The sequence below is a fragment of the Novosphingopyxis baekryungensis DSM 16222 genome (assembly GCF_000420305.1).
GTDB classification, from domain to species: Bacteria; Pseudomonadota; Alphaproteobacteria; order Sphingomonadales; family Sphingomonadaceae; genus Novosphingopyxis; species Novosphingopyxis baekryungensis.
In genome coordinates, this window is record NZ_ATUR01000005.1 from 50,768 (window position 1) to 63,599 (window position 12,832).

General features: G+C 65.1%; 12 protein-coding genes and 1 other RNA gene. 10 read left to right on the forward strand and 3 right to left on the reverse strand.

Annotation, left to right across the window (positions count from 1 at the left end; all coding sequences use genetic code 11):
• The first annotated feature begins 118 nt into the window (after window positions 1-118).
• The 8 genes from G410_RS0109430 (at window position 119) to G410_RS0109465 (ending at window position 9,738) form a co-directional block, all read left to right on the forward strand.
• Window positions 119-2,461: an LPS-assembly protein LptD gene (locus G410_RS0109430; protein WP_022673406.1), complete on the forward strand. Its 2,343-nt coding sequence runs from the start codon at window positions 119-121 to the stop codon at window positions 2,459-2,461.
• A 149-nt stretch (window positions 2,462-2,610) separates the two neighbouring features.
• Entirely contained in the window at window positions 2,611-3,927 is a 1,317-nt protein-coding gene (locus G410_RS0109435; RefSeq protein WP_245559332.1) for a peptidylprolyl isomerase, read from the forward strand.
• A gap of 14 nt (window positions 3,928-3,941) precedes the next feature.
• Window positions 3,942-4,955: a 4-hydroxythreonine-4-phosphate dehydrogenase PdxA gene (pdxA, locus tag G410_RS0109440; protein ID WP_022673408.1), complete on the forward strand. Its 1,014-nt coding sequence runs from the start codon at window positions 3,942-3,944 to the stop codon at window positions 4,953-4,955.
• 35 nt (window positions 4,956-4,990) lie between these two features.
• Window positions 4,991-5,788, forward strand: a complete 798-nt coding sequence (rsmA, locus tag G410_RS0109445) for a 16S rRNA (adenine(1518)-N(6)/adenine(1519)-N(6))-dimethyltransferase RsmA (RefSeq protein WP_028971301.1) — start codon at window positions 4,991-4,993, stop codon at window positions 5,786-5,788.
• 90 nt (window positions 5,789-5,878) lie between these two features.
• Complete coding sequence (locus tag G410_RS0109450; RefSeq protein ID WP_022673410.1) at window positions 5,879-7,084, forward strand: hydrolase; 1,206 nt, start codon at window positions 5,879-5,881, stop codon at window positions 7,082-7,084.
• A complete protein-coding gene (locus G410_RS0109455; protein ID WP_022673411.1) occupies window positions 7,084-8,094 on the forward strand; it encodes an arginine N-succinyltransferase in 1,011 nt (336 codons plus the stop codon). Before G410_RS0109450 ends, G410_RS0109455 begins: the two co-directional genes overlap by 1 nt.
• Window positions 8,094-9,380, forward strand: coding sequence for an N-succinylarginine dihydrolase (locus G410_RS0109460; protein WP_022673412.1), 1,287 nt, complete (start codon window positions 8,094-8,096; stop codon window positions 9,378-9,380). Before G410_RS0109455 ends, G410_RS0109460 begins: the two co-directional genes overlap by 1 nt.
• 175 nt (window positions 9,381-9,555) lie before the next feature.
• Entirely contained in the window at window positions 9,556-9,738 is a 183-nt protein-coding gene (locus G410_RS0109465; RefSeq protein WP_245559333.1) for a hypothetical protein, read from the forward strand.
• An 18-nt stretch (window positions 9,739-9,756) separates the two neighbouring features.
• Here the strand turns inward: G410_RS0109465 and G410_RS16275 are convergent, their stop codons facing one another.
• The 3 genes from G410_RS16275 to mscL form a co-directional block, all read right to left on the reverse strand.
• Entirely contained in the window at window positions 9,757-10,116 is a 360-nt protein-coding gene (locus G410_RS16275; RefSeq protein ID WP_022673414.1) for a hypothetical protein, read from the reverse strand.
• A gap of 239 nt (window positions 10,117-10,355) precedes the next feature.
• Window positions 10,356-10,698: a transfer-messenger RNA gene (gene ssrA / locus G410_RS17720) on the reverse strand.
• Window positions 10,699-10,738: 40 nt separating this feature from the next.
• Window positions 10,739-11,185, reverse strand: coding sequence for a large conductance mechanosensitive channel protein MscL (gene mscL / locus G410_RS0109475; protein WP_022673415.1), 447 nt, complete (start codon window positions 11,183-11,185; stop codon window positions 10,739-10,741).
• Between the two features lie 145 nt (window positions 11,186-11,330).
• Between mscL and G410_RS0109480 the strand changes: the two genes are divergently transcribed.
• Both G410_RS0109480 and G410_RS0109485 read left to right on the forward strand, forming a co-directional pair.
• Entirely contained in the window at window positions 11,331-11,924 is a 594-nt protein-coding gene (locus G410_RS0109480) for a LemA family protein (RefSeq protein ID WP_022673416.1), read from the forward strand.
• Between the two features lie 110 nt (window positions 11,925-12,034).
• Window positions 12,035-12,832 carry a TPM domain-containing protein gene (locus tag G410_RS0109485; protein WP_033317556.1) on the forward strand — a complete coding sequence of 266 codons (798 nt, stop codon included), beginning with the start codon at window positions 12,035-12,037 and terminating at the stop codon, window positions 12,830-12,832.

The window sequence follows — 12,832 nt, forward strand, 5'->3', positions numbered from 1 at the left end:
ATGGGCAGGCAGGCCGGTTCCACCCTGGCTGCCACAAACAGCCGCATTGCGGGATCACTTGCGCTGGTGCAATAGGCGCCGCTGAAGGGTCGCGGCCCAGCGTAGCTAAGGACGTCGCATGAAGGCGCACATGATGGGACAAGGTGCCGCTGCCTGCGTGATCGCAGCCGTGCTCGGCTTGTCCGCCTATCCAGCCGCAGCGCAGCAGGCAATTGCGCAGGGGCCGGAAGTATCGGCGCCGCAAGCGCCCGCCGCGCCGGTCGATACCACGCCTTCGCCCGCCACGCCCGTCGCGCCGTCCGGTCCCGCGCAGGCGGACGCAGCATCCAGCGCTGGCAATGCCGCCGACAGCGCGGCCGACAGCAGCGAGGTCGGCTTCGCCGCCGACACGCTGAGCTATGACAGCGAAGCGGATATCGTGACCGCCAGCGGCAATGTGGAAGTTGCGCGGCAAGGCTACAGCGTGTTCGCCGACGAAGTGCGCTGGGACCGCAAGAGCGGGGAGGTCAAGGCCAGCGGAGCGGTGCGCGCCGTCAGCCCCAATAGCGACATTGCCTATGGCGAATCGGTGGTGCTGGCGGACGATCTGCGCGAAGGCGTGATCGACAATCTGCTGCTCGTGCTGGCCGAAGGCGGCCGGCTGGCCGCCGTGAAGGGCGTGCGCCGCAGCAATGGCGTGGTCGAGCTGCAGCGCGCCGCCTATTCGCCCTGCGCGGTGCTGGACAGCAACGGCTGCCCGAAGGACCCGACCTGGCAGGTCAATGCGGTGCGGGTGACCTATGATCCCGCTCGCCGCCGCGTCAGCTATTCCGGTGCGCGGATCGAACTGTTCGGCGTGCCGGTCATTCCCCTGCCCGGGCTGTCGCACCCCATCGGCGATGGCTCCGAAAGCGGGTTGCTGGTGCCCGATGTCGGCATCGACAACAATAACGGCGTCAAGCTGACCCTGCCCTATTATATCCGGCTGGCCAACAACCGCGATCTGACCATCGCGCCCAGTTTCTACACCGGCGTGCTGCCGGTGCTGAGCGGCACCTACAGGGAACTCAACAGTCTGGGCGCGTTCCAGCTGACCGGGTACGGCACCTATAGCCGGCGCCAGTCCATCAGCCGCTTGCCGGTCTCGGAGCGGGAATTTCGCGGCTATATCGAAGGCAGCGGGGAGCTGCGTCCCGCCGAAAACTGGACGATCAGCGGTTCGGTGCGCCGCACCACCGACCGTACGTTCCTGCGCCGCTACAATATCAGCCGGGATGACCGGCTCCGGTCCACGCTGCAAGCCGAGCGGATCGACAGCAACAGCTATTTCCGGCTGGCCGGATGGGCCGTGCAGACCCTGCGCGTCGATGTCGATCAGGGTCTGGTGCCGCTGGCTCTGCCCGAGATCGATTATCGCCGGAAACTGGACGACCCGCTGCTGGGCGGCAAGGTGATGGTGCAGCTCAACAGCCTGGCGATCGGCCGCGCCGAGGGGCAGGACACGCAGCGCGCCTTTGCATCGGCCCGCTGGGACAAGCGCCTCGTCAGCAATCTCGGCCATCTCGTCACCTTTTCGCTGCTCGGCCGGGCGGATCTCTATCACAGCAGCGATAATGAGACGACGAGCACCGTCAGCTATCGCGGTATGGAAGGTTTCGAGAACCGCTTCATCGGCACCGCCGCCGTGGATGTCAGCTGGCCCTTCATCGGCCAGGCGTTCGGCGGCACGCAGATCATCACGCCGCGCGTCCAGTTCGTGGAAACGCCGCCTGTCGGCAATATGGACATTCCGAACGAGGATTCGCGCGCGGTGGAGCTGGAGGACATCAACCTGTTCTCGCTCAACCGCTTTCCCGGATATGATCGCTATGAAGATGGCGCCCGGCTGGTCTACGGCCTCGATTACTCGCTGCTGACCGACAATTTGTCGGTCCACGCGAATATCGGCCAGAGCTACCGCCTGTCGAACAGCGAGATCATCTTTCCCGATGGCACCGGCCTGTCCGAGACGATTTCGGATATCGTCGGGCGTACCGATGTGCGCTTTCGCAACTTCGTGCGGCTGACCCATCGCTATCGTCTGGACAAGGATTCTCTTTCGATCCGGCGGAACGAGATCGACGCCACCGTCGGTTCCACCCAGACTTATGCCCGGATCGGCTATCTGCGGCTCAACCGCGACATTTCCGGCGAGCTGGAGGATTTGCGCGATCGTGAGGAACTGCGCGCAGCTGGGCGCGTGGCCTTTGCCCGCTATTGGTCGGTCTTCGGATCGGCCATTGTCGATCTGACCAATGCCGATGAGGATCCCTTTGCCGACAAGGAGGGTTTCCGCCCGATCCGCCACCGGCTCGGCGTGGCCTATGATGACGATTGTCTGAGCATCGGGCTGACGTGGCGGCGCGATTATGAGGCGGTTGGCGACGCGCGGCGCGGCAACAGCTTCCTGTTCCGGCTGGCATTTCGCAACCTTGGCGTATAAGGCTCCGCCTCTTGAGGGGTAGAGTATCGGGGGCGCGGCCTTTCATCAGCGGTTCAGCGCGCTGAGGCTAGCACGGCCCTATCTCGACGCCCCCATATGGTTTTGGAAACGACTGGCTCACCCTTATGAACGCATCAAAGCTTATCTGCATGAGCGCCGCCCTCGGGCTGATGGCGCCGGCTGGCACGAGCGCGCAGACTGTCCAGGAACAGCCGCTCCCCAATGTTGGCCTCGATCTGCCCGATGGGCTTACCCTGTTCGGCAATGACGATCCCAATGTTCGCCGCGCCACCGCTGTGGTGAACGGATCGATCATCACTGGCACCGATGTGGACCAGCGCATGGCGCTGATCCTGACGGCCAATGGCGGCCAGGTACCGGAAGCGGAGCGCAACCGCCTGCGCCTGCAGGTGCTGCGCAACCTGATCGACGAGACGCTTCAGATTCAGGAAGCCGCAGCCAATGACATCTCGATCTCGTCGGACGAGATCGCGCAGACCTATGGCCGCGTGGCGCAGCAAAATGGTCAGGGCAGCGCCGTGGCGTTCGACCAGTATCTGCGCTCGATCGGATCGGCGCCGGCCTCGCTGCATCGCCAGATTCAGGCGGAACTGGCCTGGAGCCGGCTTCTGCGCCGCAACGTCTCCCCGTTCATCAATGTCAGCGATGACGAAGTGCAGTCGATCATCGACCGGCTGAATGAAAGCCGGGGCACGACCGAATATCGGCTCGGTGAAATCTATCTTGCCGCCACGCCGGAAAATGAGGCGCAGGTGGTGCAGCAGGCGCAGAATATCGTGAAGCAGATCAGCGAAGGCGGCAGCTTCGTCGCCTATGCGCGGCAGTTTTCCGAAGCGTCCACGGCAGCGGTCGGCGGCGATCTCGGCTGGGTGCGCCCCGCCCAGTTGCCGACCTCGCTTGCGGAAGCCGCGCAGCAGATGCAGGCCAACCAGCTGGTCGGCCCCATTCCCTCGCCCGGCGGCATGTCGATCCTCTATCTGATCGACAAGCGGCAGATCCTGACCGCCGATCCGCGCGACGCACAGCTCAGCCTGAAACAGATTTCGATCAAGTTCCCCGCCGGCGCCTCGCAGGCCGCCGCGCAGCCGATCCTCGATCGCTTCGCGCAGGCCACGCAGGAGATTCAGGGCTGCGGCAATGCCGATGAGGTGGCGGCCACGCTGAACGCCGATGTCGTCAACCGCGATGGCGTGCGCCTGGGCGATCTGCCCGGCCCGTTGCAGGAAACGATGTCGCAGCTGCAGATCGGTCGCTCCACGCCGCCCTATGGCGCGCTGGATGAAGGCGTGCGCGTGTTCGTTCTGTGCGGCCGCGACGATCCCAAGACCGGTGCCGAACCGTCGTTCGACCAGATCCAGAACCGGCTCGAAGAAGATCGCGTCTCCCGCCGCGCGCAGATTTACCTGCGCGATCTGCGGCGCGATGCCATCATCGATTATAACTGATCCCGGAATGCCCGATGCCTGATCAACAGCCGATCGCCCCCTTCGCGGTTTCGACCGGCGATCCTGCGGGCATCGGTCCGGAAATCATCTGCAAAAGTTGGGAGGCCCGCGAGCGCGCGGGCCTTTCTCCGTTTTTCGCGGTAGGCGATGCCAGCGCTCTGGCCGCGCAATGGGACGGGCCGATCCGGCAGATCGACGATCCGGCCAAGGCCGTGGATCTTTTCGACGAGGCGCTGCCGGTCATGCAGGTGCTCGAATGCGGTCCGGTTACCCCGGGCCAGCCCAACGCCGATGGCGCGCAATGCGCCTATCAGTCGCTGGAGGCGGCGGTGGGCCTGGCGCGCAGCGGCAATGCCGGCGCGGTCGTCACCGGCCCCGTCTCCAAGGCCCAGCTTTATGCCGTGGGTTTCACCCATCCCGGCCAGACCGAATTCATTGCCGAACGCTGCGGCGTGGGACGCCATAATGCGATCATGATGCTGGCCGGGCCGGATCTGCGCGTGGTGCCGATGACCACCCATATCGCGTTGCGGGATGTGCCCGCAGCTTTGTCGATCAAGCTGATCATCGACCGGGTGCACGCCACGGCGCGGGGGCTGACCCGCAATTTCGGCATCGAACATCCGCGCATCGCGCTGGCGGGGCTCAACCCCCATGCCGGGGAGGGCGGAAAGATGGGCCGGGAAGAAGAGGAATTCTTCATACCCGCGGTGCAGCAATTGCTGGCCGATGGCTGCAACGTCACCGGCCCGCTGCCTGCCGACACCATGTTCCACGCCGCCGCCCGCGCAGAATATGACGCGGCCGTCTGCGCCTATCATGATCAGGCGCTGGTGCCGTTGAAGACGCTATATTTCGATGAAGCGGTGAACCTTACGCTTGGCCTGCCGATCGTGCGGACCTCGCCCGACCATGGCACGGCGTTCGCCATTGCCGGCAAGGGCATTGCCCGCCCTCAATCGATGATCGCGGCCATTCGCATGGCTGGCGAAGTGGTGGCCAATCGCCGGCGAGAGGAAGCGGCATAGCCACGCCCGCCCCCCAAAATCCCGCGCTACCCCCGCTGCGTGAGGTGATTGCCGCGCATGGGCTCAGCGCGTCCAAGGCGCTGGGCCAGAATTTCCTGTTCGACGAGCAGCTGCTCGACCGGATTGCGGCGGTGCCGGGCGATCTGGACGGCGCGCGCGTCTATGAAGTCGGCCCCGGCCCCGGCGGCCTCACCCGTGCCTTGCTGCGCGCAGGGGCCGAGGTGAGCGTGATCGAGCGCGACGCCCGCTGCCTGCCCGCGCTGGCCGAGATAGCCGAAGCCTATTCCGGCAAGCTGCACGTGCAGGAGGGCGATGCGCTGGCCCAGCCGCCGCCATGCCCGGCGCCTTATCATATCGTCTCCAACCTGCCCTATAATGTCGGCACCGCGCTGTTGGTCCGCTGGCTGAGCGGGGAAAGCTGGCCGCCGGACTGGCGCTCGTGCACGCTGATGTTCCAGAAGGAAGTGGCAGACCGAATCGTCGCCGCGCCCGGCACCGGGCATTATGGCCGCCTCTCCGTTCTTGCGCAGTGGCGCAGCACGGCGAAGCTTGCGATGAAGGTCCACCGCAGCGCCTTCACGCCGCCGCCCAAGGTGATGAGCGCCGTCGTGCATCTGGTGCCCACGGCCATGCCCGATGGCGTGCAGTTCGCCCAGCTCGAACGCCTCACCGCCGCCGCCTTCGGCCAGCGCCGCAAGATGCTGCGCCAGAGCCTGAAAGGCTTGCCCGGCGCGCTCGATGCGCTGACCGCCAGCGGTATCGACCCAACGCGGCGGGCGGAAACGCTGAGCGTGGAAGAGTTCGTCGGCCTGGCGCGGATCCTGTCGCACTAAACCATCGCTCAAGGGACGAATTCGGGCGGCGCGCCATGGCATGCAGGACAGGCTCTGGTCTCTCACCGCTGCCCGCGCTATCCCGTTCCCATGACAGCACTGAACAGCACCGAACAATCCGTCCTCGACCAGATCGAGCAGGCCCCCATGCTCGATCGCACGATGGCCTGGGCCAAGATCAATAGCGGCACCAAGAATCTTCAGGGGCTGGCCGCCATGGCGCAGCAGCTGGGCGATGCCTTTTCCGCGCTGCCGGGCGAGGTCGAGCTGGTGCAGCCCGATCCGGTCGAGACGATGGAGCCGGACGGCACCATCCAGCAACTCAATCGCGGCCGGCATCTGGTCACGACCGTGCGGCCGGGTGCGCCGGTGCAACTGCTGTTCACCGGCCATATGGACACGGTGTTTCCCGCCGAGAGCGACTTTCAAGAGCTGCACTGGCGCGAGGACAATATCCTCAACGGCCCCGGCGTGGCGGACATGAAGGGCGGCATCGCCGTCATGCTCCACGCCCTGATGGCGGTGGAATCGAGCGCGGCGAAAGACCGCATCGGTTATCAGATCATGATCAACAGCGATGAGGAGGTCGGCTCCGGCTCCTCCGCCGCGTTGATCGCGCGGCTGGCGCAGGGCAAGACCGCCGCGCTGACCTATGAACCCGCGCTGCCGGACGGCACGCTGGCGGGCGCGCGGGGCGGCAGCGGCAACTATTCGATAAAGATTGGCGGGCGCAACGCGCATGCCGGGCGCAACCCGCGTGACGGGCGCAACGCCATCGTCGCCGCGGCCGATCTGGCGCTGCGTCTGAAAGCGCTGATGCGCGACGGGCTGTCGGTGAACCCGGCCAAGATCGACGGTGGCGGCGCCAATAATGTGGTGCCCGATCACGCCATATTGCGCATCAATTTCCGCCCCGAACATCCACGCGATCAGCAGGAGGCGGAAGAAGCGCTGGAGCGCGCCTGTGCCGCCATCGCGCTGGAACATGAGGTGACGGTGCAGCCGCATGGCGGCTTTGGCAGACCGCCCAAGCCGCTGTCCGAGGGGGCCGAAAAGCTGTTCGGGCTGGTGAAGCGCTCCGGCGCGGATCTGGGCCTGGATATCGGCTGGCGCGCCACCGGCGGCGTGTGCGACGGCAACAATATCGCCGATTGCGGCATCCCGGTGGTCGACACCATGGGCGTGCGCGGCGACGCCATCCACAGCGCGGACGAAATTCTGATCGTCGACAGCCTGGCAGAGCGGGCGCGTCTGTCCGCGCTCACCGTGCTGCGCCTGGCAGAGGGAGCCCTGTAATGGCCTATATCGTCCGCGCCGCCCGCCCCAGCGATCTCGATGCGCTGTATGAAATGGCCAAATTGACCGGGGGCGGCTTCACCAATCTGCCCGCCGATCGCAAATCGCTCACCGCCAAGCTGGCCCGGTCCGAGGAAGCGTTCACCCGCGTCGGTCACGAGCTGCAGGACGATCTGTTCGTGCTGGCACTCGAAGAGGTGGAAACGGGCGAAGTGCGCGGCACCTGCCAGCTGTTCGCGCAGGTCGGCCAGCGCTGGCCGTTTTACAGCTACCGCATCAGCACGCTCAGCCAGCAGAGCGAGGAGCTGAACCGCACCTTCCGTGCCGAAATGCTCAGCCTCGTGACCGATCTGGAAGGATCGAGCGAAGTCGGCGGGCTGTTCCTGCACCCCAATCACCGCGCGGGCGGGCTGGGCATGTTGCTGGCGCGCAGCCGCTATTTGTTCATTCGCCAGCACCGCGCACGGTTCGGCGACCGGATCCTCGCGGAGCTGCGCGGCATTATCGACGAGGCTGGCGGCTCGCCTTTCTGGGACGGGATCGCCGGGCGTTTCTTCGGCATGAGCTTTCAGGAAGCGGACTATTTCAACGCCACCCATGGCAACCAGTTCATTGCCGATCTGATGCCCAAGCACCCCATCTACACCGCGATGCTGAGCGAGAGCGCGCGCGCCGTGATCGGCCTGCCCCATCCCAGCGGCCGCGCGGCGATGCGGATGCTGGAGAATGAAGGCTTCGCCTATGACGGCTATGTCGATATTTTCGATGGCGGCCCCAGCATGGTAGCCCGCACCGATCAGGTGACCACCGTGCGCGATGCCGAGGATGCACCGATGGCGGGGATCACCGAAAGCGGGGAAAAGGCGCTGGTGGCCACCGGCCGCCTGTCCGATTGGCGCTGCGGCTATGCCAAGGCCATGCGCAGCGATGACGGCGTGCTGATCGACGCGGATGCGGCCAAGCGGCTGAACCTGTCCGAAGGCCATGATGTCAGCTGGATCGCACGCTGATGCCCCTGACCGAGATCAATTTCGACGGCCTGATCGGCCCCAGCCATAATTATGCAGGGCTGAGCCCCGGCAATCTGGCGGCGACCAGCAACAAGGGCGCGGTCGCGCATCCGCGCGCGGCGGCGCTGCAGGGGATCGAGAAGATGCGCGGCAATCTGCGGCGCGGTCTGCCGCAGGGCTTTCTGCTGCCGCTCGACCGGCCCGATGCACAATGGCTGCACAGCCTGTCCACGGATGTATCCACAGCCGAGGATCATCTGCGCGCCGCGGCCTATTCGGCCTCCTCGATGTGGACGGCCAACGCCGCCACCGTTTCGCCCGCGCCCGATACGCCCGATGGCCGCTGCCACCTCACCGTCGCCAATCTCGTCACCATGGCCCATCGCAGCCATGAATGGCGCGGCACGCTGGCGCAGCTTCGACTGGCCTTCTCGGACGAAGCGCATTTCGCCGTCCACGGCCCTGTCCCCGCCCCCTTTGGCGATGAAGGCGCGGCCAATCATATGCGCATGGCCGCCAGCCATGACGCGCCAGGCATCGAGCTGTTCGTCTATGGCCGCGCGGGCGGCGGCTTTCCCGCGCGCCAGCATATCGAGGCGAGCAAGGCGGTGGCGCGCGGCCACGGGCTGGACCCTGAGCGCACCATCTTCATCGAACAGGCGGAAGCCGCCATCGCGGCGGGCGCGTTTCACAACGACGTGGTCGCCGTGGCGAACGAGCAGGTGCTGTTCACGCATGAGCTGGCCTTTGCCGATCCCGACGCGACCTATGCCGAAATCCGCGCCAAATTTCCGGCCGCCGAGATCATTATCGTGCCCGCCGCCAGCGTCAGCCTGGCCGACGCCATTTCGAGCTATCTGTTCAACGCGCAGCTGGTCACCTTGCCAAATGAGGGCGGGCCGGATGAGGGCGGGCCGGGCGGCGCGGGGATGGCGCTGATCGTGCCGCTGGAGGCGACCGAAACGCCCAGCGTGCAAGCCTATCTGACCGAGCTTACGGCGGGCAACGGCCCGATCCGGCAGATCGTGCCCGTCGATGTGCGCCAGTCCATGGCCAATGGCGGCGGCCCCGCCTGCCTGCGCCTGCGCGTGGTGGCGGATCCGGCCACGGTCGATCAGCGCTTCATCGCGGACGAGGCCAAGCTGGACCGCATCGCGGCGGTGGTATCGGAATATTGGCCGGAAGACATCGCGCCGGGCCAATTGGCCGATCCGGCATTGGCCGATCAGGTCCGCGCCGCACGCGCCGCCTTGCTAGGCGCGCTGGAACTGCGCGAGCTGGAATGACCACAGCGCGCCTGCTGGGAAGATATGGTTAAAGCGTCGGTAATCTTTACAGGGGGAATCGATCGGCTGCGTAACGAAGCCGGAAATCCGCCCTTGGCATGATGGTTGCTTAAACGTTAACATGTCCGTGCTGCACAAATTTCTCCGCCTTTTCATCGTCAGAACACGCGCGGAGGTGTTTCTCATCACCTTTGGCCTGGCACTGGGCGCAACGCAGCGCGGCGCGACCTATGTGACGACCTATCCCGGCTGGCTCGGCTGGCTGATGTTCGGCTGCTGCTGCCTCGCCGTGTTCATGGCCGGTGCCAAGATGCTGCAGGCCGTCGATCTGGAACGCACGCTCGAACAATATGAATAAGCCGAACGTAGCGGCGGTTTAGGCGGGCATGTCCTCTGCCCGGTCGGGCGCGCGCGGCGGCTCCGACCGGTGATCGCGCAAACGCCGGATCCTTAGGCCGATCATCAGCACGAACGGCCAGAACAGCGTGTTCAGCACGTCCAGACTGGTGTCCATCACCCGCCAGCTGCCGAAGCTCAGCCGGTCCATGATTTCGTTGAACAGTTCCGCCACGCACACGATCAGGAAGGGAATGGGCGTGGCCAGCGACTTGCCGGTGATCAATCGCGCCAGCAGCAGCACCGCCATGCCGGCATGGACATGCAGCAGCGAATCGGACGCGCCGGTGCCGTCGCCGATCGCAAGGATGATGTCATGATAGCGCTGCGCGAGATTCATGAGCAAAGCCGATCGAAAAAGTGGATGACGATGCCTCCCGTGAAGCGTCGCCATAACCATCCGGCGCGCGCATGAAAACCGTTTCCGGCCAGCGTCATGCCTGCCCGCAGATGAACACCAGCCGACCGCCGGTGGGTGCCCGGATTCGGTTGCTCGGAATAGGAAGAGGCTTTTGCTGCCCGGCGCTGCGTGCGACCGAGCAAAGTGGGGAGCTTCTGTTGCCCGGTGCCCCCCGAACCGCTGTAGTCTTTCTGTTGCCCGGCCGACCCGGCCGCGTTCTATTAGTGTAATCTTAGCCCGTGAGGGCCTCAATTACGCTGCAAGAGCAAGTGCTTCGTTATCGTTGGCACTTATGAGTTTTGAGCCTTGAACGGGTTACTCAGCCCGGGCGAAAGCGCTGTCTTTCAACACACGTCGATCCTGGTTCGGCCCCATCAGGAACCGCGGTTTCCCGCGGGTTTTGGTGGAGCCGCCGGGTACTGCCCCCGGGTCCGCTGCGCCTATTGCACAGAACAATTTATCGCCATATCCGGTCGAAACCGGCAAGCCCTATATAGGCGCTGGATTCTGAATGGAAAGTGTCCGTTCGCCCCGCTTGTCATCGGGCAGGGCATCGCCGCCGCTACACCCCGTCACGCTTGCGCAGTTCGTCGCGGATTTCCTTGAGCAGCTCCACCTCGCTCGGCCCCGGTGCAGCCGTGGTTTTGTCCTTCTCCTCGAACTCGGCCATCACTTTATTGGCAGCGCGAATGATCAGGAAAATAATGAACGCCAAAATTACAAAATTGATCACCACCGTGAGAAACTGGCCATAGCCCAGCAAGGCCACGCCGGCGTCCTTCAGCTCGGCATAATTGGTCATCGATCCGGCATAGCCTTCGGGCACCGGACCGAGCCGCAGGAAATAGCTGGAAAAATCCAGGCCGCCGAAAATCGCGCCGACCACCGGCATGATGACATCTTCCGTCAGCGAGGTGGTGATCTTGCCGAAAGCCGCGCCGATGATGACGGCGACGGCCAGATCCAGCACGTTCCCGCGCAGGATGAATTTCTTGAACTCTGCGAACATCAGCGGCTCCCTGCTTTTTGTCGTTGGGCGTTCGATATTGGCCCATATTCATGACCGCGCATCGGCGGCTTGTCGATTGCCGGTGGCGACATGGTGGTCTGATCGGTTAGATGGCGCAAACGCACAAGACCGAAAGGACGATCCCATGCGCCCTGTATTGCCCAAATTGCTCATCGCCGCGCTGGCGGCCAGCCTGCTTTCCGCCTGCGGCATCAACAGCGTGCCGACGGCGGAAGAAAACGCCAAGGCACGCTGGGCCGATGTCGAGGCCGCCTATCAGCGCCGCGCCGATCTGATCCCGAATCTCGCCAATACCGCCGAGCGCTTTGCCGAGCAGGAGCGCACCGTGCTGACCGAAGTGACCGAAGCGCGCGCGCGGGCCACATCGGTCCAGGTGAATGCGGACGATCTGAGCGATCCGGAAAAGATGCAGCAGTTCGGCGCGGCACAGGGCCAGCTCGGCCAGTCGCTCGGCCGCCTGCTCGCCAGTTTCGAAGCCTATCCGGATCTCAAGTCAAACCAGAATTTCCTGGCGCTGCAGAACGAGCTGGAACGCACCGAAAACCGCATCAACATCGCCCGGCGCGATTATAATCAGGCGGTGCAGGACTATAACACCACCATCCGCACCTTCCCGGACATCATCGGTGCCAAGATCGTGCATGGTGCAGAGCCGCTGGTGCCGTTCGAAGCCGATGCCGGCGCTGAGGACGCACCGGAAGTGTTCGGCAAGAGCTGATGGCCCCATTGACCGCCACGACCGGCCCGGAACGAGGTCCCGACGCGCTGACAGCCAGGCTTGCCGGACGATGCGCAGCCGCCCTTCGCCTGTTCGGCCTGCTGGCGCTCATGATCGCAGCGTTTGCCGCCCCTGCGGCGGCGCAGGACTTCCCCGCGTTGACGGGCCGCGTGGTCGATCAGGCCGATATCCTGTCCGAAAGCGACGAGGTGTCGCTGACGCAGGAACTGGCGATGCTGGAACAGCGCACCGGACGGCAGCTCGTGGTGGCCACCGTGCCCAGTCTGCAGGGCTATCCGATCGAGGATTTCGGTTATCAGCTCGGCCGCAACTGGGGCATCGGTGCCGAAGACAAGGATGACGGCGTCCTCCTGCTGGTGGCACCGGAAGAACGGCAAGTCAGCATCGAAGTCGGCTACGGGCTGGAGCCGGTGCTGACCGACACGCTGTCCAAGACCATCATCGAAGGCGCGATCATTCCCAAATTCCGCGAGGGCGACTATCCGGCAGGCATTCAGGCCGGTGTGGCCGGCATCGTAAGCCAACTGGAACTACCGCCCGAAGAGGCCCGCGCGCGCGTGGCCGCTGCCGATGCGCAGGCGCGCCAACGGCAAGAGGGTGGATTTCCCTGGGCCGGTCTTATCTGGCTGGGTTTCCTGGCGTTCATGTTCATCGGCCCGATGATTGCGGGCAGGCGCGGACGCCGATCGCGCTATCGCCGTGGTGGCGGGATGAGCGACGTGATCCTGTGGGGCGTGCTCAGCGGCATGGCCGGTAACGGGCGCAGCGGCGGCAGCGGCTTCGGCAGCGGCAGTGGCGGCGGCGGCTTTGGCGGTGGCGGCGGCTTTGGCGGGTTCTCCGGCGGCGGCGGCAGCTTCGGTGGCGGCGGCGCATCGGGGGGCTGGTGA

Excerpts from the sequence above, each read along its gene's own strand:
- G410_RS0109430 (WP_022673406.1), top strand. The coding sequence starts at position 119 with ATGAAGGCGCACATGATGGGACAAGGTGCCGCTGCCTGCGTGATCGCA.
- G410_RS0109435 (WP_245559332.1), top strand. The coding sequence starts at position 2,611 with ATGAGCGCCGCCCTCGGGCTGATGGCGCCGGCTGGCACGAGCGCGCAG.
- pdxA (WP_022673408.1), top strand. The coding sequence starts at position 3,942 with ATGCCTGATCAACAGCCGATCGCCCCCTTCGCGGTTTCGACCGGCGAT.
- G410_RS0109450 (WP_022673410.1), top strand. The coding sequence starts at position 5,879 with ATGACAGCACTGAACAGCACCGAACAATCCGTCCTCGACCAGATCGAG.
- G410_RS0109455 (WP_022673411.1), top strand. The coding sequence starts at position 7,084 with ATGGCCTATATCGTCCGCGCCGCCCGCCCCAGCGATCTCGATGCGCTG.
- G410_RS0109460 (WP_022673412.1), top strand. The coding sequence starts at position 8,094 with ATGCCCCTGACCGAGATCAATTTCGACGGCCTGATCGGCCCCAGCCAT.
- G410_RS16275 (WP_022673414.1), bottom strand. The coding sequence starts at position 10,116 with ATGAATCTCGCGCAGCGCTATCATGACATCATCCTTGCGATCGGCGAC.
- mscL (WP_022673415.1), bottom strand. The coding sequence starts at position 11,185 with ATGTTCGCAGAGTTCAAGAAATTCATCCTGCGCGGGAACGTGCTGGAT.
- G410_RS0109480 (WP_022673416.1), top strand. The coding sequence starts at position 11,331 with ATGCGCCCTGTATTGCCCAAATTGCTCATCGCCGCGCTGGCGGCCAGC.
- G410_RS0109485 (WP_033317556.1), top strand. The coding sequence starts at position 12,035 with ATGATCGCAGCGTTTGCCGCCCCTGCGGCGGCGCAGGACTTCCCCGCG.